Source organism: Photobacterium piscicola (assembly GCF_046058925.1).
In the GTDB taxonomy this organism is placed as follows: domain Bacteria; phylum Pseudomonadota; class Gammaproteobacteria; order Enterobacterales; family Vibrionaceae; genus Photobacterium; species Photobacterium piscicola.
Genome location: NZ_CP175534.1, coordinates 2,344,194 through 2,369,812 on the forward strand (window position 1 = coordinate 2,344,194; position 25,619 = coordinate 2,369,812).

At 41.0% G+C, this 25,619-nt stretch carries 23 protein-coding genes and 2 tRNA genes; 13 read left to right on the forward strand and 12 right to left on the reverse strand.

Annotation, left to right across the window (positions count from 1 at the left end; all coding sequences use genetic code 11):
• Positions 1 to 239: 239 nt before the first annotated feature.
• Positions 240 to 1,007 carry a YciK family oxidoreductase gene (locus tag ACJZU6_RS11100; RefSeq protein ID WP_107275389.1) on the forward strand — a complete coding sequence of 256 codons (768 nt, stop codon included), beginning with the start codon at positions 240 to 242 and terminating at the stop codon, positions 1,005 to 1,007.
• An 82-nt stretch (positions 1,008 to 1,089) separates the two neighbouring features.
• Here ACJZU6_RS11100 and rluB read toward each other — a convergent pair whose 3' ends face one another.
• From rluB to rnm, 3 genes are all read right to left on the reverse strand, one after another.
• The gene (gene rluB, locus ACJZU6_RS11105; protein ID WP_107275388.1) at positions 1,090 to 2,268 is read right to left on the reverse strand and encodes a 23S rRNA pseudouridine(2605) synthase RluB; all 1,179 of its coding nucleotides are present in this window, start codon (positions 2,266 to 2,268) and stop codon (positions 1,090 to 1,092) included.
• 309 nt (positions 2,269 to 2,577) lie between these two features.
• Complete coding sequence (locus ACJZU6_RS11110) at positions 2,578 to 3,198, reverse strand: L-threonylcarbamoyladenylate synthase (protein WP_045035658.1); 621 nt, start codon at positions 3,196 to 3,198, stop codon at positions 2,578 to 2,580.
• Entirely contained in the window at positions 3,195 to 4,088 is an 894-nt protein-coding gene (gene rnm, locus ACJZU6_RS11115) for an RNase RNM (RefSeq protein WP_080156758.1), read from the reverse strand. The genes ACJZU6_RS11110 and rnm overlap by 4 nt, the downstream gene beginning before the upstream one ends.
• Before the next feature lie 580 nt (positions 4,089 to 4,668).
• Here rnm and ACJZU6_RS11120 point away from each other — a divergent pair.
• From ACJZU6_RS11120 to gspS2, 10 genes are all read left to right on the forward strand, one after another.
• Entirely contained in the window at positions 4,669 to 6,171 is a 1,503-nt protein-coding gene (locus ACJZU6_RS11120) for an anthranilate synthase component 1 (protein WP_107275449.1), read from the forward strand.
• A gap of 10 nt (positions 6,172 to 6,181) precedes the next feature.
• Positions 6,182 to 6,811 (forward strand): aminodeoxychorismate/anthranilate synthase component II, encoded by a 630-nt coding sequence (locus ACJZU6_RS11125; protein ID WP_408900275.1) that lies wholly within the window; start codon positions 6,182 to 6,184, stop codon positions 6,809 to 6,811.
• Between the two features lie 11 nt (positions 6,812 to 6,822).
• A complete protein-coding gene (gene trpD / locus ACJZU6_RS11130; protein WP_408900944.1) occupies positions 6,823 to 7,833 on the forward strand; it encodes an anthranilate phosphoribosyltransferase in 1,011 nt (336 codons plus the stop codon).
• Positions 7,834 to 7,835: 2 nt separating this feature from the next.
• Positions 7,836 to 9,236: a bifunctional indole-3-glycerol-phosphate synthase TrpC/phosphoribosylanthranilate isomerase TrpF gene (gene trpCF / locus ACJZU6_RS11135; RefSeq protein WP_408900276.1), complete on the forward strand. Its 1,401-nt coding sequence runs from the start codon at positions 7,836 to 7,838 to the stop codon at positions 9,234 to 9,236.
• 2 nt (positions 9,237 to 9,238) lie between these two features.
• A complete protein-coding gene (gene trpB / locus ACJZU6_RS11140) occupies positions 9,239 to 10,429 on the forward strand; it encodes a tryptophan synthase subunit beta (protein WP_080156763.1) in 1,191 nt (396 codons plus the stop codon).
• The gene (trpA, locus tag ACJZU6_RS11145; RefSeq protein WP_080156764.1) at positions 10,429 to 11,235 is read left to right on the forward strand and encodes a tryptophan synthase subunit alpha; all 807 of its coding nucleotides are present in this window, start codon (positions 10,429 to 10,431) and stop codon (positions 11,233 to 11,235) included. Before trpB ends, trpA begins: the two co-directional genes overlap by 1 nt.
• A 138-nt stretch (positions 11,236 to 11,373) precedes the next feature.
• Positions 11,374 to 11,913, forward strand: a complete 540-nt coding sequence (locus ACJZU6_RS11150; RefSeq protein ID WP_080156765.1) for a septation protein A — start codon at positions 11,374 to 11,376, stop codon at positions 11,911 to 11,913.
• Positions 11,914 to 11,926: 13 nt separating this feature from the next.
• Positions 11,927 to 12,328: an acyl-CoA thioester hydrolase YciA gene (gene yciA / locus ACJZU6_RS11155; RefSeq protein WP_080156766.1), complete on the forward strand. Its 402-nt coding sequence runs from the start codon at positions 11,927 to 11,929 to the stop codon at positions 12,326 to 12,328.
• A 176-nt stretch (positions 12,329 to 12,504) separates the two neighbouring features.
• Positions 12,505 to 12,804 carry a YciI family protein gene (locus tag ACJZU6_RS11160; RefSeq protein WP_408900277.1) on the forward strand — a complete coding sequence of 100 codons (300 nt, stop codon included), beginning with the start codon at positions 12,505 to 12,507 and terminating at the stop codon, positions 12,802 to 12,804.
• Between the two features lie 19 nt (positions 12,805 to 12,823).
• Positions 12,824 to 13,225 (forward strand): type II secretion system pilot lipoprotein GspS-beta, encoded by a 402-nt coding sequence (gene gspS2, locus ACJZU6_RS11165; RefSeq protein WP_080156768.1) that lies wholly within the window; start codon positions 12,824 to 12,826, stop codon positions 13,223 to 13,225.
• A gap of 96 nt (positions 13,226 to 13,321) precedes the next feature.
• Here the strand turns inward: gspS2 and sbmA are convergent, their stop codons facing one another.
• The 4 genes from sbmA to ACJZU6_RS11185 form a co-directional block, all read right to left on the reverse strand.
• The gene (gene sbmA, locus ACJZU6_RS11170; protein WP_080156769.1) at positions 13,322 to 14,323 is read right to left on the reverse strand and encodes a peptide antibiotic transporter SbmA; all 1,002 of its coding nucleotides are present in this window, start codon (positions 14,321 to 14,323) and stop codon (positions 13,322 to 13,324) included.
• A 267-nt stretch (positions 14,324 to 14,590) separates the two neighbouring features.
• Complete coding sequence (locus ACJZU6_RS11175; protein ID WP_080156770.1) at positions 14,591 to 15,532, reverse strand: class I SAM-dependent methyltransferase; 942 nt, start codon at positions 15,530 to 15,532, stop codon at positions 14,591 to 14,593.
• Positions 15,533 to 15,616: 84 nt separating this feature from the next.
• A complete protein-coding gene (locus ACJZU6_RS11180; protein ID WP_080156771.1) occupies positions 15,617 to 15,826 on the reverse strand; it encodes a hypothetical protein in 210 nt (69 codons plus the stop codon).
• A 137-nt stretch (positions 15,827 to 15,963) separates the two neighbouring features.
• Positions 15,964 to 16,650: a TIGR01621 family pseudouridine synthase gene (locus tag ACJZU6_RS11185; RefSeq protein ID WP_080156772.1), complete on the reverse strand. Its 687-nt coding sequence runs from the start codon at positions 16,648 to 16,650 to the stop codon at positions 15,964 to 15,966.
• A gap of 301 nt (positions 16,651 to 16,951) precedes the next feature.
• Between ACJZU6_RS11185 and cls the strand changes: the two genes are divergently transcribed.
• A complete protein-coding gene (cls, locus tag ACJZU6_RS11190; RefSeq protein ID WP_080156773.1) occupies positions 16,952 to 18,412 on the forward strand; it encodes a cardiolipin synthase in 1,461 nt (486 codons plus the stop codon).
• 109 nt (positions 18,413 to 18,521) lie between these two features.
• Here the strand turns inward: cls and yiaY are convergent, their stop codons facing one another.
• Complete coding sequence (gene yiaY / locus ACJZU6_RS11195) at positions 18,522 to 19,670, reverse strand: L-threonine dehydrogenase (RefSeq protein WP_080156774.1); 1,149 nt, start codon at positions 19,668 to 19,670, stop codon at positions 18,522 to 18,524.
• A 455-nt stretch (positions 19,671 to 20,125) separates the two neighbouring features.
• Between yiaY and ACJZU6_RS11200 the strand changes: the two genes are divergently transcribed.
• Complete coding sequence (locus ACJZU6_RS11200; protein WP_408900278.1) at positions 20,126 to 22,516, forward strand: GH92 family glycosyl hydrolase; 2,391 nt, start codon at positions 20,126 to 20,128, stop codon at positions 22,514 to 22,516.
• Between the two features lie 118 nt (positions 22,517 to 22,634).
• Here ACJZU6_RS11200 and ACJZU6_RS11205 read toward each other — a convergent pair whose 3' ends face one another.
• The 4 genes from ACJZU6_RS11205 to ACJZU6_RS11220 form a co-directional block, all read right to left on the reverse strand.
• A complete protein-coding gene (locus ACJZU6_RS11205) occupies positions 22,635 to 23,909 on the reverse strand; it encodes a DEAD/DEAH box helicase (protein WP_408900279.1) in 1,275 nt (424 codons plus the stop codon).
• Positions 23,910 to 24,506: 597 nt separating this feature from the next.
• Positions 24,507 to 24,597, reverse strand: a tRNA-Ser gene (locus ACJZU6_RS11210).
• A 27-nt stretch (positions 24,598 to 24,624) separates the two neighbouring features.
• Positions 24,625 to 24,712 (reverse strand) — tRNA-Ser (locus ACJZU6_RS11215).
• A 214-nt stretch (positions 24,713 to 24,926) separates the two neighbouring features.
• The gene (locus ACJZU6_RS11220; protein ID WP_080156777.1) at positions 24,927 to 25,382 is read right to left on the reverse strand and encodes an L-alanine exporter AlaE; all 456 of its coding nucleotides are present in this window, start codon (positions 25,380 to 25,382) and stop codon (positions 24,927 to 24,929) included.
• Positions 25,383 to 25,619: the final 237 nt, after the last annotated feature.

A 25,619-nucleotide genomic window follows, 5' to 3' on the forward strand; every position in this document is an offset into this window, starting at 1 on the left:
AAAGCGCCATAATTTATTGTAAAAATGTACTAACTATCGCCATTCTTAGTTCGATTTATCTTTATAATAAATCAATATCATCGACACGATATTCACATAAAACTACATTCTCTCAGAATATAAATTCTGATATGTTTTAGTAGTAATCGATATTACAGTCAAGCTCAAGACTTGATGCGTTCTTAGATGAAAAAACACTCAAATATCGACAAAAAGACACTATTTAAAAGGAAGCTACTGTGGATTATCAAATTGCTGCGGATAATTTAAAAGATCGCGTGATATTAGTAACTGGGGCTGGTGATGGTATCGGCCGAGAAGCCGCACTCCAATATGCTGCTCATGGTGCGACCGTGATCCTGTTAGGCAGAACTGTCGCTAAGCTTGAAGCTGTTTATGATGAAATAGAAAAAAATGGCAGCAAGCAAGCCGCGATTATTCCATTAGATTTAATGGGTGCAACTAAACAACACTACATTGATATGGCAAATACCATTCAGCAGCAATTTGGGCGCTTAGATGGCGTACTACACAATGCAGGATTATTAGGCGCATTAAGCCCACTTGATCATATTGAAGAATCCGTTTTTGACGATGTGATGCAAGTTAACGTAAAAGCACAATTATTACTTACTCAGGCAATTTTACCATTAATAAAACAATCACCGGATGGTCGAATTATCTTTACCTCGTCTACCGTAGGTCACATTGGACGCGCTTTTTGGGGAACCTACGCAATATCTAAATTTGCCACAGAAGGCATGATGCAAGTCTTAGCCGATGAGCTAAGTGATACTTCAATTAAGGTCAATGCCATCAATCCTGGTGGAACCCGTACAGGTATGCGAGCACAAGCCTTTCCCGCGGAAGATGCTCGTTTACTCAAAACACCGTTAGATATTATGCCACTTTACCTATATCTCATGGGACCTGAAAGCCGCCATATCTCGGGGCAATGTCTTGATGCTCAGCCTAAGCGTAAGCCCGGCATTAGCAATGAACAATAAATAGTAGTTATAAAAAAGCCGACATCGCTGTCGGCATTTTAATATCAATTGTGCACTTTATGCATTAGTCGCGTTTAAACACTTACTTACGTGTACGAGGTTTAGCGGGCTTATTTGCTAATGGGTTACGACGATTTGCCGCATTGCCAGAAGGCTTACGCTTGCCAGAACCATTTTGTGGCTTATCTGATGAATTATAAGGCTTCTTCTCATCATCTCTTGGCTTACCTGCAATATGTACAGGTTTACCTTTAGCACGATCTGAACGAGGCTTAGCGTTATCGCGGCCTGTTGGTGCTGGTTTAGCACGGCCACGACCACCACGTTGCTCTTGTTGTTGTGAATCAACTTCAGCATTACGGCTTGCACTTGATGGTGCACGACGATCATTATTACGACCGCGACGACCACCCGTACCCGTTGTTTCTACACGCTCTTCATGACGACGAACAGCACGACGAATTTGACGAATACCTTTTTTGCGCTTCTGACCTTCAACAGTTAATACTGTTTCAGTTTCAGGTGGTAGCTCAACGGTAGCACGAAGTTCATTCACTTCTTTTAGTTCTAGCTCGCTCCAACCGCCACGAGGCATGTCTTTCGTTAAGTAAACATCACCATAACGAACACGTTTCAGACGGCTAACCGTTACACCCTGAGAATCCCATAAACGACGAACCTCACGGTTACGACCTTCAGTGATCACTACGTAGAAAGTATGGTTCATACCTTCACCGCCAGAATAAACAACATCTTCAAAGCGTGCTACGCCGTCTTCCAGCTCAACGCCTTTAACGACATTCTTAATCATCTGCTCGTTTACTTCACCAAATACACGCACCATGTACTCACGTTCAACAGTACGGCTTGGGTGCATTAAACGGTTAGCTAATTCACCATCAGTAGTGAAAAGTAATAAACCTGAGGTGTTAGCATCTAGACGACCAACTGAAACCCAACGGCCTGTTGTTAGACGTGGTAAACGATCAAAAACAGTACGACGACCTTCAGGATCATGACGAGTACATAACTCACCTTCTGGCTTGTTGTAGGCCAAAATACGGCAGATTTCTTCATCTGACGAAATTAATGCAATATTGTGGCCATCAATGCGTACACTAACGCTAAGATCATCAAGACGATCGCCAAGTTTAGCAACAACACCATCAACGCTCACACGGCCGTTTTGGATCATCAATTCGATTTCACGACGTGATCCTTGTCCTGCACGCGCTAATACTTTTTGTAATTTTTCGCTCATTGTAAACAAACCTTTGTCGCCTTCACAGGCGTCGAAATTCTCATCAAAGTCCTCTTCTCAGTTCTCTTTTTATTGTTGCAATGATTGCGCAAAAAAAGAAAGTGAGGGGAAATAATGCGAATAGCAATAATTTGGATTCTAGCGTGATAATCAATTATCTATCATGCTAGATATGTAGCCGATTATTATCGCAAATCTAACGGTTATTTACCATAAAAATAGCGATAAAAAAAACGTATCATAAACAATATGATACGTTTATAAAAATGCATATACCGCCAATGCATTTACTGTGGAAATTAAACGATTTTATTCAAACGGCGTAATATCACCAGCACCAATACGTACAATATCAATGTTACCGTCACTAAAATCGATAACGGTTGTTGGCTGCTCACTGAGATAACCACCGTGCATGATTAGATCAACAGCATGTTCTAATTGGTCACGAATCTCATCAGGATCCGCTTCTGTGGTCTCTTTACCAGGTAAAATCAAACTGGTCGACATCATTGGTTCACCCAAAGCTTCAAGCAGCGCTAAAGCAATATTATTATCAGGAACACGAATACCAATCGTTTTACGCTTAGCGTTCATTAATCGACGTGGGACTTCCTTGGTGCCTTTAAAGATAAAGGTATAAGCACCTGGAGTATTATTTCGCAATAAACGAAACGCAATATTGTCAACGCGGGTATATAACGATAGTTCAGATAAATCACGGCATAACAAGGTAAAATTATGCTTATCGTTTAAACGTCGTATTTGACAAATACGCTCCAGCGCTTGTTTGTTTTCCATCTGACAACCCAGAGCATAACCTGAGTCGGTAGGATAAACTACAACCCCACCATTTTTAATAATATCAACCGCTTGATTGATTAAACGCGTTTGCGGTGTTTCTGGATGAACATAAAAAAACTGACTCATTTTTCCTCCTTCGAGGCAGATAACTCCGTGGTTATTTCTGCCTCTACTCGCTTTTTCTCTACCGTCCAATTCTGCCATAACGGCACTACATCTTTCGGTAACCACAAATTGCGGCCTAATTCGGTCCATGGGGATGGATAATGAAAATCAGACCCTTGTGAAGCGAGTAAATTATATTGGATGGCGTAATCCCCAAAAGTACGTCGTTCTTGCGGTGCTTGTTGAGGTTGAGCAACTTCAATACCGTCGCCTTTTGCGTCAATAAAATGCTGAATTAAGCGCTTGATCCATTTTGCCGTCATTTGGTAACGACCGGGATGAGCAATAACAGCTTGACCACCAGCGGCATGAATCACGGTTACAGCATCGGCAATTGAGCACCAACTTGGTGGCACATAACCAGGATTACCTCGGGTTAAGAATTTCTTAAACACCGCCTGCATAGTTTTGGCATAACCTTGTTCAACCAACCAACGAGCAAAATGCGCACGCGTAATCGAAGCGTCGCCCGCTAATGCCATCGCACCTTCAAAAGCACCTGGCATTTTGTTCTTTTCTAACCGTGCGCCAATCTCTTTTGCACGTGCAAGTCGATGTTCGGCTTGGGCGTTAATAAATGAAATTAACTCAGGATGATTAGGATCTATATTAAGCCCAACAATATGAATATCAAAGTTTTGCCACACCGTTGATATCTCAATACCATTAATTAATGTAATCGGTAATTGTTCTTGTTCAATAACAGCATGCGCTTGTGCTAGGCCATCAATCGTATCGTGATCGGTAATTGCCAACACATCAACCCGCATATCCACGGCGCGTCGAACAAGATCTTGCGGCGATAAGCGGCCGTCTGACGCTGTAGTATGACAATGTAAATCAAACAACATAACTTTACTTCTTGACTTTGTTTTTATGAACTAGTTTACTAGTACGTAATTACTAGGAGTGATATGGCTTCTAACATCATAACCTTTAGCTAGTTTAAACCAATTCACCGCTATACACCTTGGTAATCCTTGGATATAGCAGCAGACAAATAGGATAGCGCCATGTTACAGCAAATTAGTACACAACGACCGCCTTTCTTGATTATTTACGAGTGGCAAGCAATGTTATGGCAACGGTAAAATACAGTAACATTCTGTACTTTTACTCAAGCCTATCATTATCGAAGGCTTTTTTTTGGTCCTCTCCATATAGCTAATCACAACTCAATGCATTGATTATTATATATTTGACCAAAATAAAATATCGCAACACACTTTGTTAATAATTATCGGTAAAAGTAAAAAACTAGTCTTGCTCAAATACTCAGTTTACGCCACTATCGAACAATAAAAGCAGGATTGTATTGGTACAAACGGCAAGGAGAACGCTGTGACAACTCACTCTATTGGATCGCATATCTATAACACGACACCAGAAAATCAACATCCAATTAAGGTACTTAACCTTGATGTACCCTACATGGCTGACCCTACTGATGCTTATTTTACGCTCTGTGGTGATAGCCCTTGCCATCTATTATTAGAATCAGCCGAAGTCGATTCTAAGCAAGATCTTAAAAGCTTATTATTGATTGATGCTGCCGTACGCATTGTCTGTCGTGGTAAAGAGGTGATATTAGAAGCCCAATCTAACAATGGCCAACGCATCCTGCATGTTCTAAACAGCCATCTCAAGTCTGATATTAAAGCCACCTATAATGCTGATACGCTGCGGTTACATTTTCCAACCCATGTGCAGACGTTAGATGAAGACTCTCGCCTACGCCAAACATCATCTTTTGATGCATTACGACTGATTCAACATGCCTTTGATACCGAAAATCATCCTCGCGATGCATTATTCATTGGTGGTTTATTTGCTTATGATTTAGTGGCTGACTTTGAACCACTTATCGCCGTTGATGCGGACAATAGCTGCCCTGATTATATTTTCTATATTGCTGAAACATTATTGATTATCGATCATCAATATCAACAAGCACATTTACAAGCGACCCTGTTTGAGCATGATACCCCGGCAATTGCGGATGATCTTCAACAACGTTTAGTCACACTTAAAACCCGTTGTCTTAATCCTCAGTCATTACCCGTTGCACCCGCTATCACCACCTGTGTCCCCGTTCCAACAATAACGGATCATGATTTCAATCAAACCGTTGCCGCTTTGAAGCAATTTGTTATTCGAGGTGATGTATTTCAAGTCGTGCCATCTCGACAATTTAAGCTGCCGTGTCCCTCGCCACTGAACGCATATAAAGCATTGAAGATTGGTAACCCAAGTCCGTATATGTTTTATCTGCATGATACTGACTTTACCTTATTTGGTGCCTCTCCAGAGAGCGCATTGAAATATTGTACCCAGTCTAACCAAGTTGAAATTTACCCAATTGCAGGTACACGTCAACGCGGCAAAAACAAAGATGGTTCCATTAATCTCGACCTTGATACGCGTATCGAACTAGAACTTCGCTGTGACACCAAAGAAAATGCTGAGCACATGATGCTAGTTGATTTGGCCCGTAATGATGTCGCCCGTATTAGCCAAGCAGGAAGCCGCCACGTAGCTGATTTATTACATGTTGATCGTTATAGCCATGTGATGCATTTAGTGTCGCGAGTCGTGGGTCAATTGCGCCATGATCTTGATGCCCTGCACGCTTATCAAGCTTGTATGAACATGGGAACGTTAACGGGCGCACCTAAAATTAGAGCCATGCAACTTATTCGTGAGGTTGAACAACGTCGCCGTGGAAGCTATGGCGGTGCGGTTGGTTATATTACAGGACATGGAGATATGGATACCTGCATTGTGATCCGTTCCGCTTATGTCGAAAACGGTATCGCCAGTGTTCAAGCCGGTGCAGGGGTGGTTTATGACTCGATACCACAAGCTGAAACAGATGAAACAAAATCAAAAGCACAAGCGGTAATCAATGCCATTCGTCACGCCCATCAAGGTTAAGGAGCACAAGATGACCATCACGAAAAATCACCATAATGCCCATATTGTGCTATTAGATAACTTTGATTCTTTTACTTACAACCTTGTTGATCAATTTCGAAGTCTGGGTTTTCCGGTCACGATTTATCGTAATCATTTATCAGCGCAACAAATCGAACACGCATTGCTTGAGCATAAAAATCCGGTATTAGTGTTATCACCAGGCCCTGGCGCACCAGCTGATGCCGGATGCATGCCTGAACTTATTCAACGAGTAAAAGGCAAAATCCCAATGTTGGGTATTTGCTTAGGACATCAAGCCATTGTTGAAGCTTATGGTGGTACCGTCGCTGGCGCTGGCGATATCGTCCATGGCAAAGCTGCGATGATGACTCACAATCAACACCCCGTTTTTGGTCAACTTGCCAGCCCACTCGCTGTTGCCCGTTATCATTCTTTGGTCGCAACTCATGTTCCAACGAGTCTTGAAACGATTGCTGATGTAAATGGATTAGTGATGGCGGTAGTTAATGAACACGACAAAGTCTGTGGCTTTCAATTTCACCCAGAATCTATCCTTACTACTCAAGGCGCAGAACTACTTACTCATACACTGGCTTGGGTTATGAAAGCACCCACTACATGCCTAAATACCCATTAAGGAAGATGATGATGAACGCTACTATTGCTAAACTTGCCGATAAACTCTACGCCCAACACCCCTTGAGCGAAGAAGAAAGCCATTTTCTCTTTGATGCAATCATCAACGGTGAAGTTGAACCGATTGTATTATCAGCCGTATTAACAGCATTAAAAATTAAAGGCGAAACCCCCGCAGAAATTGCAGGTGCCGCCAAAGCATTGGTTAAAAATGCCAACCCGTTTCCACGTCCAAATTATGATTTCGCAGATATTGTTGGCACGGGTGGCGATGGCGCGAATACCATCAACATTTCTACTACCGCCGCTTTTGTCGCTGCCGCCTGTGGGGTCAAAGTGGCTAAACATGGTAATCGTGGTGTATCAAGCAAATCAGGCTCATCAGATTTATTAGATAAGTTTGGGATTAATTTAGCCATGCCAGCTCAAACGGCACGCCAAGCGTTAGATGATCTTGGGGTCTGTTTTTTATTTGCGCCGGAATATCACGGAGGCGTACGTCATGCGATGCCAGTACGACAAACATTACAAACTCGCACGATTTTCAATGTGTTAGGACCATTAATTAACCCAGCCAAACCTAATATTCAATTAATGGGGGTTTATGATCTCGCTCTAGTTCGCCCTATTGCTGAAACCTTAGCAACAATGGGATTAAAACGTGCTGCGGTGGTACATGGTAGCGGACTTGATGAAGTTGCCATTCATGGTGAAACCCATGTGGCAGAAATTATTGATGGTGTCATTAGTGAATATACGCTTACTCCGGCTGATTTTGGACTTCAAAGCTACCCTTTAGAAGCCATTCGTGGCGGTGAGCCAGATGAAAACCGTACCATCATTGAACATATTCTGACGGGTAAAGGAACACCCGCTCAAGAAGGTGCCGTTGCCGTCAATGTTGCACTTTTATTGCGCCTTTTTGGTCATCACGATCTTAAAGCCAATACTCAACGCGCAATCACCACCATGCGTTCAGGTAGCGCATATCAACTTGTAGAACAACTGGCAGCACGAGGTTAATCATGGAAACAGTCCTTGCTAAAATTATCGCAGATAAAAAAATCTGGGTCGATGCACGTAAAGAAGCGCAACCTCTCGCCAGTTTTCGTCACCAGCTTACACCAAGTGATCGTGATTTCTACCACGCACTCGCCAATACTGACCGACATGGATGCCATCGCCCTGCTTTCATTCTCGAATGTAAAAAGGCATCACCGTCAAAAGGCTTAATTAGAGAAGATTTCAATTTAGATGATATTGCGATGGTTTATAACCAATACGCCAGTGCTATTTCAGTATTAACTGACGAGAAATATTTTCAAGGCAATATTGAGTTCTTACCGAAGGTACGCAGTCAAGTTACCCAACCAGTATTATGCAAAGACTTTATGATTGATAGCTACCAAGTCTATTTGGCGCGTCATTATCAGGCAAATGCGATTTTATTGATGCTATCGGTACTGGATGACGAACAATACCAAACACTTGCCGCAGTGGCTGAATCACTTCAACTTGGCGTTTTAACCGAAGTGAGTAATGAAGCCGAACTCACGCGCGCCATCAAACTCAAAGCAAAAGTTGTCGGAATTAACAACCGTAATTTACGTGATTTGAGTATTGATTTAAATCGTACCAAACAGCTCGCGCCCGATTTACCTAAAGGCACAATTGTTATTTCTGAGTCAGGGATTTATACCCACCAGCAAGTACGTGAACTTTCATCTTATGCTGATGGTTTTTTAATTGGTAGTTCATTAATGGCAGCTGACAACCTTGATTTAGCGGTTCGAAAAGTCTTATTTGGTGAGCATAAAGTCTGTGGATTAACCTCAAATGAAGACGCCCATCAAGCTTACCAGCAAGGAGCAACCTATGGTGGTTTGATTTTCGTACCATCATCACCGCGAGCGATTAATCTCGACCAAGCATTGACCGTTATCTCATCAGTACCTCTTAATTTTGTCGGTGTATTTCAAAACAGTCCATTGACAGACATTGTGACTACAGCAACAACTTTAGCCTTGGCTGCGGTGCAATTACACGGTAATGAATCACCACAATATATTGCGCAATTACGTGAAGAGCTACCGGCTACCTGCCAAATATGGAAAGCCCACTCCATCACTGATAGCGTACCAGATCTTACTCAATGGTCAGTCGACAAGCACCTGTTTGACAGTAAAGTCAAAGGCAAAAGTGGAGGCACAGGTATCACCTTTGATTGGTCTTTAATTACACCAGAAAACAGATCAAACAGCTTACTTGCTGGTGGGCTCAACCCAGATAATATACACCATGCCGCCTCGCTTGGTTTTAGCGGCTTAGATTTAAATTCCGGTGTAGAAAGCGCACCAGGTAAAAAAGATCCCCATAAATTAGCGGCAGCCTTTACGGCAATCAAATATATTAAGGACGATAAATAATCATGAGTAAATTGAATGCCTACTTTGGTGAATTTGGTGGTCAATATGTCCCTCAAATTCTAGTACCAGCCTTGGACCAACTTGAAGATGCTTTTATTGAAGCTCAACAAGATTCACAATTTCAACATCAATTTATAACGTTATTAAAAGAATATGCGGGGCGACCAACGGCGTTAACCTTGTGTCAAAATTTAACTCAAGGTACAAAGACCAAGCTTTATCTCAAACGAGAAGATCTACTTCACGGTGGCGCACACAAAACTAACCAAGTTTTAGGCCAAGCTTTACTGGCACAACGCATGGGTAAAACTGAAATCATTGCAGAAACAGGAGCTGGTCAACACGGGGTTGCTACGGCATTAGCCTGTGCTTTACTCGGATTAAAGTGCCGCATCTATATGGGCGCGAAAGATATTGAACGTCAAAGTCCTAATGTTTTTAGAATGAAATTAATGGGCGCGACGGTTATTCCCGTAACATCAGGTTCAGCAACCTTAAAAGATGCATGTAATGAAGCGATGCGCGATTGGTCTGCTAGCTATGACAAAGCCCATTATCTATTAGGTACCGCCGCGGGTCCTCACCCATTCCCAACCATAGTGCGTGAGTTTCAAAAAATTATTGGTGAAGAAACCAAGACCCAAATTATCGCTAAAGAAGGTCGATTACCAGATGCCGTTATTGCCTGTGTTGGCGGTGGCTCTAATGCAATTGGTATGTTCGCTGACTTTATCGAAGAAAGTAGTGTCCGTTTAATTGGCGTTGAGCCTGCAGGAAAAGGCTTAGATACCGACATGCATGGCGCGCCATTGAAACACGGCAAGCTCGGTATTTTCTTTGGTATGAAAGCGCCGCTAATGCAAGATGAACATGGTCAAGTTGAAGAATCTTACTCTGTTTCCGCAGGGTTAGATTTCCCTTCTGTCGGGCCTCAACATGCTCACCTTAACGCTATTGGTCGCGCAGAATATGGTGCAGTAACCGATGATGAAGCATTAGATGCATTTCAACTATTAGCCCGTAAAGAAGGCATTATTCCCGCACTTGAATCTGCACATGCATTGGCTTATGCACTAAAAATAATTGCAGATGACCCCGAAAAAGAGCAATTACTGGTGGTTAACCTTTCCGGTCGAGGCGATAAAGACATTTTCACTGTGCACGATATTTTAACGGCAAAAGGAGTTCTATAATGGATCGCTACCACAATTTATTTACTCAATTGAATGCCCGTAATGAAGGTGCCTTTGTCCCTTTTGTTACCTTGGGTGATCCAACACCACAACGCTCAATGGATATTATTGATACTTTAGTTGCCGCTGGCGCTGATGCCTTAGAGCTAGGGATCCCTTTTTCAGATCCATTGGCTGATGGTCCAACGATTCAAGGAGCCAATATTCGTGCTCTTGCCGCAGACACTACCCCGACCATTTGTTTTGAAATGCTAACTCAAATTCGAGCGAAATATCCTCAATTGCCGATTGGACTACTGATGTACGCTAATTTGGTTTTTGCTACAGGTATCGATCATTTTTATCGTCGCTGTGCGAATGCTGGCATTGATTCAGTATTAATTGCAGATGTACCCGTCAATGCATCTCTTGAGTTTAGAGTTGCAGCAGAAGCACAGGGTATTCACCCTATTTTTATCGCACCACCTAACGCTGATGCCGCAACCTTAAAAACAGTCTCAGAGCTTAGCGGTGGTTATACTTACCTACTTTCACGCGCAGGCGTCACAGGTGCAGAAACGAAAGCAGAAATGCCAATTGAGCCATTATTAGCCGCATTAAAAGCCCATAATGCACCACCAGCATTACTCGGGTTTGGTATTTCAACCCCAGAGCAAGTGAGTGAAGCCATAAAAGCAGGCGCTGCTGGAGCAATTTCAGGTTCAGCCATCGTTAAAATTATTGAAACCCATGTTGATGACCATCCAGCACTGCTCAGAGCACTGAGTACATTTATAACCAACATGAAAGCAGCAACACGTCGCTAGCCTATAATCCGCTACCCATCGCTGTCATCAATCAAATATTGGTGACAGCGGTATCATCATCCCCATCAAAATCGATTTTTTCATTAAGCTCATGGAACAGGTATACTCCTGTTAATTATCTTTAATGAGTTGGTACCAATGAAACAAATTATAGAATTTATTCCATTACTGATCTTTTTTGTATTATTTAAAACTAATGGTATTTTTGTCGCGACAGGTGCATTAATTATTACAACGGCAATCCAATTGATCGTTACGTGGTTTATCTATAAAAAAATAGAAAAAATGCAGTTAATCACCTTTGTGATGGTCGCTATCTTTGGTGGATTAACACTGTTTTTGCATGATGAAAACTTCATTAAATGGAAAGTTACCATTATCTATGGTCTATTTGCTCTCGCACTGCTTGTCAGTCAGATCATGCATAAACCATTAATTAAATCGATGCTAGGTAAAGAGATCACCCTTCCTGATAACGTTTGGTTACGTATCAATTTTGCATGGACAATATTTTTTGTTGTTTGTGCTATTGTAAACATTTATATTGCATTCAATTTTCCGCTTGATGTCTGGGTGGATTTCAAAGTATTTGGTTTATTAGCGTTAACGCTGCTATTTACTTTTGTGACGGGTGGCTATATTTATCGCCACCTACCTAAAAGCCCTGATGATAAATAAAGTTGTATAGCCGATGACTACTGAAAACAATATCCCTCGTGGACAGCTTCTACTTCGTACATTAGCGATGCCTGCCGATACCAATGCAAATGGTGATATTTTTGGTGGTTGGATCATGTCGCAACTGGATCTTGCAGGCGCTATTTTAGCCAAAGAGATTTCTCGCGGTCGTGTGGTTACCGTTTCGGTTGATAAAATAGAATTTAAAGCCCCCGTTGGTGTTGGTGATGTGGTTTGTTGTCACGGTGAATGTAAGCGCATCGGTAATACATCTATGAGTGTCGGCCTTGAGGTATGGGTAAAACCTGTTGCCGTTGATGGCATCGGTGAACGTTACCGCGTCTGTGAAGCGACATTTAATTATGTTGCTATTAACAGTGAAGGTCGTCCGCGTAAAATTGAAATTACGCAATAATCCTTCTCAATAAAAAAGCACGTAATAAATACTAAGCACTAACGACGGTTAGTGCTTTTTATTATTTGCTTAAATCTACTTGTCCATGTTCAATATTTAGTTAGTATGGGGAATACTAAAAACAACACGATGAATAATTCGTTGTTTAAACCATAACTAAATAGGGAATGCCGACGATGTGGTATGTAATTTTTTCTCAAGACGTTGAAAATAGTTTAGAGCGTCGCATGAGCGTACGTGAACAACATCTAGCTCGCTTAAAAGAACTTCAACAACAAGATCGTTTATTAGTCGCAGGACCAATGCCTGCCATTGATGATGAAAATCCAGGTGAGGCAGGCTTTACTGGTTCAACGGTCATTGCTAAATTTGAATCGCTAGAACAAGCACAACAATGGGCCAATGCTGATCCGTATATTGATGCCGGTGTCTACGCCAATGTTCTTGTTAAACCATTCAAAAAAGTTTTACCTTAAATCTATTCAGGATTAACCAGTGAACCTAACTACAACAAAAAAATGGCTTATCGCCGCTGTTGGCCTTTTCATCCTTGGTGGCTGTGCTTCACACGATCAACAAATGGTCGCTGAATCATTAGCACAATCACGAGCAGCTGCGATTGATAGTAAAGCACCCTATCCTAAAATAGATGCTTACCAAATCACTCAAGCTTATGCGAGTAAAAACACGGTAAAAATCAACATCATCTATGGTGGTAATGGGCGTGTAAAACCGACAACAGCGATAAAAACGGCCAGTGCTAATTACTGTAACAACGCTGAATTAATGCCACTATTTAAACATGGCGTTGATTATCTTATTACTATCCGTGATGTCAGCGGCCGACAGTTAGTCTCACAAACTATTTCAGAACAATCTTGTGAAGCACTAAAATAATCTACGCCGTATATTATAAAAATCCCTAACCAATGAATTGCTCCAATATAATTGAGCATTGCTGGTTAGGGCTTTTTATTTTTTATCCCGCCATAACTATTCTACCGGAATACTTTCTACATCAATAGCATCATTAATCTGCACTTCAAATGCACGCAACCGCTTATAAATCGACATTAATTCAACAATCGTACTCCATGAGTGCACCAAAAATTGAAAAGACTCTTCTACTTTTCCAAACGCCCTGAGTATCTGTTGTAATACACCCAAAGTTAATGCGCCTGAAATAATAGCTGGGCCCAATGCGATATAAGGAACTATCACGGTATATTGAATATATGACCATTTTGCGATATCAAAATATAAATAATGACGATAAAGATTAAAGTAATTTTTACGAACATTAAAAAAGAGGTCTTTTACAGTTTCAGGTTTGGCGCGATGGGCGTTATCTTCACCAAACACGAGTTCTTTACGATAAGCGGCTTCTACTTTTTGATTCTTAAATTCTAACCCTGGTAATCGAATACCAACAATCGCCAATAATACTGTGCCAAATAATGCTGAGATAATGGCTAAATATACCAATGATCGATCAACACTGCCTATCCATGGTAATTCAGTAACATTCTCACTTAACGTCCATAGAATAGGTAAAAACGCAACTAGCGTCATTAAGGATCGCATAAAGCTCACCCCTAGACTTTCGACTATACGTGCAAAACGCATCGTATCTTCTTGAACTCGCTGAGATGCCCCTTCAATATGACTAATTTTGTCCCAATGCTTCATGTAATAATCATTCATTGCGGTACGCCAACGAAAAACATAATGGCGAACGAAGAAATCAAGAATAACGGCAATAATGATATACACTGACACAATATTGAAAAACTCAATACACCCCGCTAAAAACTCATCAAATGTCACTGCATTGGGCTTAGCTAATGCCTTTTGAATAAGATCATAAAAACTACCAAACCATTCATTCACTTCTACGTCTATCTGCACTTTATACCAAGTAACATATAAAATAATGGCACTACCGACAATCGACCATAAAAACCACCGACGATCGAGAAAGAACGATTTAAACATAACTACACATCCTTAATGTATTTTGATTAAGTGCACCCCTTGCACTGCAAATAGAATCAATTGATCTTATTGTTAATCACTTATTTTAGTATTTGTCACCAAACTCCAAAACGCAACAAGTACACCACAATAAAGGTCATATAATTCATTCTAATAAACAAATCACTGCTAATTTTAGATAAAAAAATCCCTTATTTACTCTTAACTAAAACTAGTGGAGTCGATAAGGGATTTCTTATTTTAACGATTTATATCATCGCTATAAACTTAGCTCTGGCGCTCAAAAACTAAGGCTTTAAGCCCTGCTTCTGGTTCTATATCTTTAAATTCAGCCGGGTTTTCTAAACGATGAGAGAACACCATATCTGGCGCTTCAGCAGCCATGCCATCAATCAAAAATTGACTGGTTAACGTCGGATCATTAACGCAGGCTAAAACAACACCATCAGCAGTTAATAATTCAGGCAAGCGACGTAAAATCTTTTGGTAATCTTTAGTCAGAGCAAAGCTGCCTTTTTGAAATGATGGCGGATCAATAATGATTAAATCATAAGGCCCCATCTTGCGTACTTTACCCCATGACTTAAATAACTCATGGCCTAAGAAACTCACTTTCTTTAAATCATGGTTGTTTAAATGATGGTTATCACGACCACGACTTAATGCCGCTTTGGCCATATCAAGATTCACCACATAATCTGCGCCACCAGCAATGGCTGCCACAGAAAAGCCACAAGTATAAGCAAATAAATTCAGTACTCGTTTACCCGCAGCATGCTCACGCACCCAATCACGACCATAGCGCATATCAAGAAATAGACCGTTATTTTGATTACGCCCTAAATCTAATTTATAGGTTAATCCACTTTCAATGACATCTTGATAATCAGAACTTTGTCCCCACAACACTTCCATTGGCGAACCTTGACGATCACGGTGTTGGAGTAGTAAAGAACGGGCACCGCTAGCTTGCCAAGCTTCTGTTTGCGTCAATTTAACCAACAAATCCGTCAATGCTTGCATAAAATCAGCATCAGGTTCTTTGAATAAGGAAACCAGTACTTGCCCTTGAAGCCAATCAACCGTAATTTGTTCCAGCCCTAGCCAACAGCGACCGCGGCCATGAAACAATCGGCGAACTTCTGACGGTGGTGTTGCTAAAGCCGTTAATAAATGGGCTTCTAAAGTAGGTAACGCGCTAATTTCCATAATATCATTCAAAGTAGTCAATTAAGGCGGGCTATTCTATACGTTGCGCTCCAGAATACCAACTGCAGGAGAAAATAGAATCATTTACTCAGGTTTAGCACGTAAGACATATTCAGCTGAATAATCAAGTAAACTCGTGGAATGTAGTGTCAATGTTGCTGATGATGAAAGGAAATGACGCGGAGTAGTTTCAGGTAATATCAAATATTGTTGAGCACGATTTCGACGATGATGGGATTGACGTTTTTGTTGAGAAACTCGCATTTTCAGCGTACGTGAATGAGCACTGCGCATTGTAAACCTCTAACTAATACATTCTGTATATAGTATAAATTATCAATACCAAAAAGAAATGCGCATCCACGTTTTACCAATCGATTGCTGATAATACCATCAATTACAGGTCAACTGTTGATACTTTACTCACTCTACTATTTTTTACAGGCTAATACTGGCCATGATAACGTCCAAGGCTGCTGCCATTCAGTAAATGCTTGCTGCGCCTCTGCTGTTGACCATAATTCTCCGATACTAGGCGGACATAAAAATTGTTGCAGCTCACCTTGATAAGGAAAACGTAAACCATAAGCATGTAAATAGCCACGATCTGCCGCTTCATTACCATAAATATCATCACCCGTAATACCAGAACCAACACTGCGCAATGCCACGCGAATTTGATGGGTTTTGCCTGTATGGGGTTTGCATAAAAAGATACGCCGTCCTTCACCACCAGCAGCAGAAAAAAACTGAGTAATAGCAGGGTTTACTTTGGTCGTTTCTAATTTCCAACTACTACGACGTGAACGGGTCATATCACCAATAACAACACCTTGTTTTTTCTTTGGTTTTTTCGTCGCAATTGCTACATAAAACTTTTCAACCCGACGCTCAGCAAAATTAGCACATAATGCAGCAGCAGCCGTTTTATTACGCCCAAGTAATAGCAACCCTGACGTCATTTTATCAAGTCGATGAATGAGATACAGTTTTTCATCACCTGTTTGTTCAGCAACAGCGGCCAGTAATGGCTGATCATTATCATCTTTATGAACACTGATCCCAGGGTGTTTATTAATAACTAAGAAATCAGAGTGCTGGTAAACAAGATCAAACATAATGCAAATAACGCCTTTACGGTACAAAGATGGCGCGAGTATAACCAGCCACTCAAAAAAGAAAAGTCTTGCGACCCATATTCGATTTATTATAGAACACTAATCAGATTCAAAGACAACAACCGATAATAATATCGGTCCATTATTAAGCAGCTATTTTTTATATCAAAATGGTAATGATTCCTCAAAAATAACCTTGATCATTCAACATAAGCATTAATGAGCACTGAATATTAGGTTTTTTTCTCATTTCAATGCACTATACATACAAATTGTATTTATATATTGATGAAGTCATTCGATGGAACAGTTTTATCAAATCTTAACGTGGATCGGCATTTTCGCCTATTGGCTGTTAATTGCCGCTGTCACTGTACGCGTAGTCTTCAAACGTCGAGCTGTTGGTGTCTCCCTCGCATGGATGATGATTATTTATATCGTCCCTATTGGTGGTGTTATTGCCTACCTGCTATTTGGCGAACTTAATTTAGGAAAAAAACGGGCTGAACGCGCGCGCGAAATGTTTTTCCCGTTTGAAAGCTGGTTTCAATGCCTGACTGATTGCCCTGGGCACATGCCTCAAAAAATGAGTGATGTTGCAAAGCCAATCAACGATCTGTGTGAAAATCGTTTTGGATTACCCGGTTTAGTCGGCAATCATCTATCATTAAAATCATCAACCGATGAGATTTTACGGGCGCTTATCGATGATATAAATAACGCTCAAGATTCGATTCATTTAGAATTTTATATCTGGAATCCAGGCGGCCTTGCTGATGAAGTGGGTGTGGCTCTGATCAAAGCGGCAAAGCGTGGTATTAGAGTCCGCGTATTGCTTGATTCTGCTGGTAGCATGCGTTTTTTCCGTTCTCATTGGCCGAAACTCATTCGCGGTGCGGGTATTGAACTTATCGAAGCACTGGCAGTTTCACCGTTCCGCATGTTCTTACGCCGCCTAGATTTACGTCAACACCGCAAAATAGTGGTTATTGATGACAACATTGCTTATACAGGTTCAATGAACTTAGTTGATCCTGCTTTCTTTAAAGTTGATGCAGGAGTCGGTCAATGGGTCGATGTCATGGTAAGAATCAGTGGCCCTACGGTTTCGGTGCTTAATTGTATTCAAGCATGGGATTGGGAAGTTGAGACGGGACAACGTTTTTTACCGCCATTACCAACGTGTCAAATACCAACTGAAGACGAACCACAGTATGACACTGTACAAGTGATCCCTTCAGGTCCGGGTATGCCCGATGACATTATCCATCAGGTGTTGCTATTAAGTATTTACCAAGCAAAGAAAAGTATTGTTATCACCACACCTTACTTTGTGCCAAGTGAACACTTATTGCACGCAATGAAAGGTGCCGCTGAACGTAATATTGATGTTCATATTGTACTACCCGATAAAAACGATTCGACTATGGTTGAATGGGCAAGTCGTTCTTTCTTTAGTGATTTATTGAAATCAGGGGTACATATTCATCGTTTTCATGGCGGCCTATTACACACTAAATCAGTAGTGATTGATGATACTCACTGCTTAATCGGTACGGTTAACCTTGATATGCGCAGTTTATGGCTTAATTTTGAAGTCACAATGGCGGTGGATAATCTTGAATTCACTCATAAACTAAGCCAATTGCAGCAAAGTTACATTGCCGACTCAGAGCCTGTAGATAAAGAGCAATGGGAAAAACGTTCAGTACGTAATAAATTTGGTGAACGCTTCTTCTATATGTTTAGTCCATTATTATAATACAGTTAATGTACTGATAATAAATCGATAATAGCTTAAACATAAAAACAAAAACGCCTCAACTAGTGAGGCGTTTTTTATGCATTATGTGTAGTAATATTTGTAATTACTACATTGCAGCCATAAAGATTTGTGAAATTTCTTCATGTGTTGCTTGCTTAGGATTAGTAAAACCACACGCATCTTTTAATGCATTATCCGCTAACAATGAAACATCTTCAGCTTTCACATTAAGCTCTTTTAAGCCCGCAGGAATACCTACATCTTGAGATAGTGCCATGATTGCATCAATTGCAGCATCTGCGCCTTGTTGTGGTGTCATTTCATTCACATTCACACCCATAGCAGCAGCAACATCACGTAAACGCTCAGGACAAACTTGTGCGTTATAACGTTGAACATGTGGCAACAATACAGCGTTACATACGCCGTGTGGCAGATTATAAAAACCGCCTAACTGGTGCGCCATTGCGTGAACATAACCTAGTGATGCATTGTTAAATGCCATACCTGCCATAAATTGTGCATAAGCCATTTGCTCACGCGCATTTAAGTTTTGACCATCTTTAACAGCGGTACGTAAGTTGGCTTCAATCAGTTCTATTGCTTTAATAGCAACAGCATCCGTGATTGGTGTAGCAGCAATAGAAACATAAGCTTCAATAGCGTGAGTTAATGCGTCCATACCCGTTGCTGCGGTTAATGATGCGGGTTTTGCTAGCATTAATTTCGGATCATTAACTGACATTAGCGGCGTGGTGTTCTTATCAACAATGGCCATTTTAATATGACGCGCTTCATCTGTAATAATACAGAAACGGGTCATTTCAGAAGCAGTACCCGCGGTGGTATTAATAGCGACAACAGGTAGTTGTGGTTTTGCAGAACGGTCAACACCTTCATAATCACCAATTTGACCACCATTCGCGGCTAATAGCGCAATACCTTTTGCACAATCGTGAGGAGAGCCGCCACCTAATGAAATAACAAAGTCACAGCCGTTATCTTTTAACAGTGTTAAACCTTGATCAACATTAGTAATAGTTGGGTTTGGTTGAGTACCAGCGTAAACAACTGAATCAATTCCACGCTCAGTTAATAGCACCGCAACTTGCGAAACCACACCAATTTCGTTTAATACTTTATCCGTTACGATTAATGCTTTTTTAAAGCCGTGTGCCTTAATTGCATCTGCCGCTTCTGTTAAACAACCAGCACCCATAAAATTAACACTTGGGATATAAAATGCACTGCTCATAATAACTTACCTTATTTTTCAAATACTCATTATCAAATTGGTCTTTCTTATAAAACATATTTAATTAATGGCACTACCAACTAATTCCTCTTTGGTATTTTTACGCCTTTGTTTTAAAAATCTATTTGATCTAAAACAAGCATTGAAAAAACATTGCAACTTATCCACAAGAATATGAACTAGATCGCAAAACGATCATTATATTGTTTATCCACACGAACAATATAATTCATCAAGGAAACATTATTTCTGCTTAAACGCCCCATGAAGCAGTATCACGTTTCAATTTAATCGGTACAAAAGTCCAGTAAATGATTGTTTTATCATCTTACTACCACAGTGATTCCCCCCTACTATGCGATTAACACAGCATCTTATTACTCTTACCTCTTGAGAATGTTCACTCTTGGTCGATGTGAAAATTCCTGCACTACATATTTGTTAGGTGGAACATTATGACGTTTAAATTGACTCCAATTGCTATTTCACTGGTCTTGTCATTAGGCTTATTTGGGTGTAATAACGACAACAATAATCAAACCCAAGCTGAAGTCACCCTACCGGCAACACCCATTATTGATATGGGCGTTTTAAACTATATTGATCCTATGATTGGTACTGCAGCGTCAGGACACACATTCCCCGGTGCCGTAGTCCCTCGCGGTATGGTGCAATTAAGTCCAGATACCTTTAAAGGGACGAATACCGATACTGAAACAGGTCAAAACCCATGGCATTCAGCATCAGGTTATTGGGATGCAAGTGATTACGTTGCAGGGGATGTGTTAGCAACAGATTTAAATATTTATGGTTTTTCTCACACCCACCTTTCAGGCACAGGGGCAACAGATCTTGGTGATATTCTGGTGTTACCGTATTCTGATGACGCTAACCGTGAAAATAATGCCTTTGATAAAGCAACTGAAACCGCATCACCAGGTTATTACTCCGTGGTATTAAATAATGGCAACATTAAAGCAGAATTAACCACCACAACCCGTGTCGGTGTCCATCGTTATACCTATCAGCAAGGCGCTGATCGTAAAATCAAACTTGACCTTGCCCACACGCTAGCCGCCAACAATGGTGAATCTCTGCAAAACCGGGTTGAATTGGTTGATGAATACACCATTCGGGGTCGTCGTGTTTCTACAGGTTGGTTCCAAGGTCAAGATATCTTCTTCTATGCCCAATTTAATCAGCCAATTGCTCATGCATTGATTGCTCGTGATGGTGGCGAAGCAATGGACATGCAAATGGGCGCAGTTTACGGCTCAATCAATAGTCCAAATAAAGAACAAATAACTTACCTTGATTTTGGTAAAGGTGATCAACCAATTGAAATGCGTGTCGCTCTCTCTCCTGTCGATTGGGATGGCGCACAAAAGAACTTAGCAGCCGAAACGCCAACCTATAATTTTGCTAACGTTAAAGCCAATGCTGAACTTGCTTGGGCAAAAGAACTGGCTACGGTTCAAGTAAAAGGCGGTTCTGACGCTGAGAAAACCAATTTCTACACTGCGATGTATCACGCAATGATTGCCCCGGTTGAATATCAAGATGTTGATGGTCGTTACCGCGACTTACTGGGCAGTGTTCGTCAAGCAGACGGTTATAAAAACTATTCTGTTTATTCAACATGGGATACTTTCCGTGCTGTTCACCCCTTGCTAACCATTACTAATCCGCAACATGCAACTGACTTAGCTAATGACTTGATCCGTAAATCACAAGAAACAGGACTACTGCCAAAGTGGGAAGGTTATGGTGAAGAAACGGGTACTATGATTGGCTATCCTGCCACCGCGATTATTGGTGATGCGGTCGTCAAAGGTCTTGATGTTAATGCTAAAGATGCCTTAGAAGCGGCAAAGAAATCAGCTTATTACCGTCCATATGACTTCCCTCAAATTCCTGATCATACTTTGCAAGCCGTGATGGCAGGTCAGTTAAGTTATTACGAACGTGATAAGTGCGTTGGTTTACCTAACTGGAACTCAGTCTCTTATGCTTTAGAGTTTTCATACTATGACTGGACAATTGCTCAAATGGCAAAAGTAGCCGGTGATGACGCCGCTTATAAAGAGTTTAACGATCGCGCCTATTGGTCTTTAAATCATTGGGATAAAGACGCAGGTTTCTTTGTACCGGTGAAATTAAACAGTTGTGAAAAAGAATTCGCTTCTGATGTCTTTAATCCATATAGCTCTGATGCTTATTGGTACACTGAAGGTAATGCGTGGCAATGGCAGTGGACGTTCATGCAAGATATTAACAAGCTAACCGAGGTCATGGGCGGCACTGAAGGATTTAATACTAAGTTGAATGATTTATTCACAGCCGATGCCAATGGCGGTGAAAACCATCAAGATATGACCGGCTTTATTGGGCAATATATTCACGGTAACGAGCCATCACACCACGTGATTTACTTATATAACCGTACCAATGAGTCTTGGAAAACCCAAGAATACCTCGATAGAGTTTACAAGGAATTCTATAAGCCAACCCCTGACGGTATCATTGGTAATGAAGACGTCGGTCAAATGTCAGCATGGTACATTATGTCGGCAATGGGCTTCTATCAGGTAACACCAACGGATCCAACTTACACCATTGGTCGCCCTATTTTTGATGAGGTAAAAATCAAACTACCAACGGGTGATTTCACCATCACGGCTGATAATAATAGCAGTGACAATAAGTATGTGAAATCTGTACGGATTAACGGTAAACCTCTGAATGTATTTAATAGCTTTGAGCACAGTGAAATAAAAGCAGGTGGAACACTTCACTTTGTAATGACTGCTGATAAATCACAAGCAATGGCAGCCCGACTTAACTAAGTAAACCGTTGCAACTCACACCATTATTAGTACCATAAAAAAATCCCTCGTTATGGCTAGCGAGGGATTTTTTAGTTAATGTATTAATAACAACAAGCGATCAGTCTAATGATTCGTCTTATGACCAGAAGTCATCAATAGGTGCTGGTTTGTTTTTACGTTTCTTTTTACCCGTACCTTCAGGTTTTGCCATTGGCTTTGCTACTGCTAATAAAGCTTCTGATTCATCAACTTCAAAACCTTCAACTTGTTCACGCTCAAGTCGAACTTTATTCTTCTTCTCAATAACCTTAAAGTGATGGCTGTCTTCATAATCGATCAATGACAGTGCTAGACCAACTTCACCAGCACGACCACTACGACCAATGCGGTGCATATAATCTGCTGGGCTACGTGGTAAATCAAAGTTAATCACCACTGGCAGTTTTTCAATATCAAGACCACGAGCAGCAATGTCTGTGGCAATTAATACGTCAATTTCACCTGACTTAAACGCTTCTAATACTCGAGTACGCGCACCTTGGCCGCGATCTCCGTGAAATACTTCAGCGATAATGCCACGCTTAGACAGTTTATCCGCTAAGTGCTCACAGCTATTTTTAGCATTAACAAAAATAAGCGCCTGACGCCATTGATGTTGTTTAATTAAATGAGCTAATACTGCGGTTTTCTCGCCCTTATTAACCGTAAAAACACGTTGTACTAATGTGCTTGCATCGACACTTTGTAGTTGCAGTTCAACAGGATCGTTAAGTAATGCTTGAGTTAATAGCTTAACTTGTTCAGGAAACGTCGCTGAAAATAATAATGTTTGCTTGTTATTAGGTAATAACGCTAGTAACGCAGACAACTCTTCAGTAAAGCCAAGACTTAACATACGATCGGCTTCATCAAGTACTAAGGTTTTAACCCGATCAAGTTTTATGGCATTACTTGAAATCAAATCTAATAAGCGACCTGGAGTTGCTACTAAAATATCAGTGCCGCCACGTAGAGCTAGCATTTGGGTGTTAGCTGATACGCCACCAAACACAGCAACAGTTTTAATAGCACCGTTGAAATGTGTCGCATAAGATTTAATGCTATCTGCAACTTGTTTTGCCAGCTCACGGGTGGGAACTAAAACAAGACCAGTAACATAATTACCTTTCGCATTTTTATTCTCAGAGGCTTTAGTTTGATGTAACTGTTGTAACAACGGCAAAGCAAAGGTTGCCGTTTTGCCTGAACCTGTATTTGCCCCCGCAATTAAGTCACGTCCCGCTAATACACTCGGAATAGCTTGTGCTTGAATAGGCGTTGGCTGTTGATATTCCAGCTCCGTTAATCGTGCTAACAAAGGCGGAATAAGGCCAAGTTCTGCAAAGTTGGCTGGTGTTGTAATAGTGGTCATTAATATACAGGGCTCAAAACTAAAATAATTGCTGTCATTTTAGCTTATTTAGCCTGTACTCAGTTAGTGATATTCCTTTATGGGGATGACGAGTGTATTTATGGAGGATTAATGGGGCTATTTGACGGGTTATTGTCTGTCATATCGAAAGCGAAACATGAGCTATCCGTGATCTATTCACCGCGCCATTGAGCATTAAAGATGCCAATAAAAATATGCTTAAACATCAACGTAAATAGTAACCTTACGACATGCTAATAGTAGATTCCCTATCTCGTTCGTAACCTCCTGTAGGGAATGACGGGGGAAAGTTCAGACGTAAAAAAGCCGCTAACTTTCGCTAACGGCTTTCTTGAATGTGGCGGAGCTGCTTCGAGGATTAGCGGATTTGAACCCTGCTTTACTTACTCGGTCTAATCACCCACTTTCATTCAGACGTAAAAAAGCCGTTAACTTTCGCTAACGGCTTTCTTGAATGTGGCGGAGCTGCTTCGAGGATTAGCGGATTTGAACCCTGCTTTACTTACTCGGTCTAATCACCCACTTTCATTCAGACGTAAAAAAGCCGTTAACTTTCGCTAACGGCTTTCTTGAATGTGGCGGAGAGATAGGGATTTGAACCCTAGATACGCTATAAACGTATGCTGGTTTTCAAGACCAGTGCTTTCAACCGCTCAGCCATCTCTCCAATTTTTATATCTCTTTAAAAGAGATATGGCGGTGAGGGAGGGATTCGAACCCTCGATACGTTGCCGTATACACACTTTCCAGGCGTGCTCCTTCAGCCACTCGGACACCTCACCACATTGTTGCCAACAACGCTTTGCTTGTCGACGGCGTGTAATATATTGATTTATGGGATCAGGGTCAAGGGTTTTTATGTGAGTTTTTTCTATTTGCCGACTTATACTGCGAATTGCACTGTTCTTGTACCAAAAGCTCTAATTTCTCCTCTTTAAAAACAACAAAAGCACCTCATGGGTGCTTTTGTTAAATTCAAATAACGGTAAAAACTATTTAAATTGTTGGTTGAGCGCACGCAGTAACACGGAACATTCTGCGGCATAACTCAAGAAACTGACCATAAACGACGCCTAGTGCGCCTGACACTAAGATGTTACTCATTACCGCGGCAATAACTTGTTCTTTATTTGCGCCTACAGCAAATAGAATACACGCGTAGATAGGTGACTGAAACACAACATAGGCCACCATATCTGATATGCCTTTCATCCATCGTGCAGGAGACAACCTACGGCCACAACCAATAATATAATCACGGAACATGCCATAGGGCCATGCAATCGCAATATTAATCGGTATTGATAGCGTACGCGATGCTAATGACTGTTCAAACGACATCCCTGAAATAAAAACTTCAATCATCATTCCAGTAACAAAGCTAAACACCACCATTGCAAATATATCCGCAGCGGCATTTCTAACCTTAAATGGCACTTTAACAACAGACATTCACTCCCCTTACTCTAGCAAAATCGACCAGTATTATCATGGTTAACGTTACTTAAAGCTATCTAACTAACACCATGCAGTTTATGTGCGCATTAGAACAGCTTTTATATAAAATAAGGTTCTGTATTTAATATTGGTTTCGAGTAAATAACTGCTATTTTGGTTAAAAATAGGTTTTTTATCTGGTATAAAAGTAACCATTAAAGCATTTAATTGTCACTGTTAATTTCTTTGATA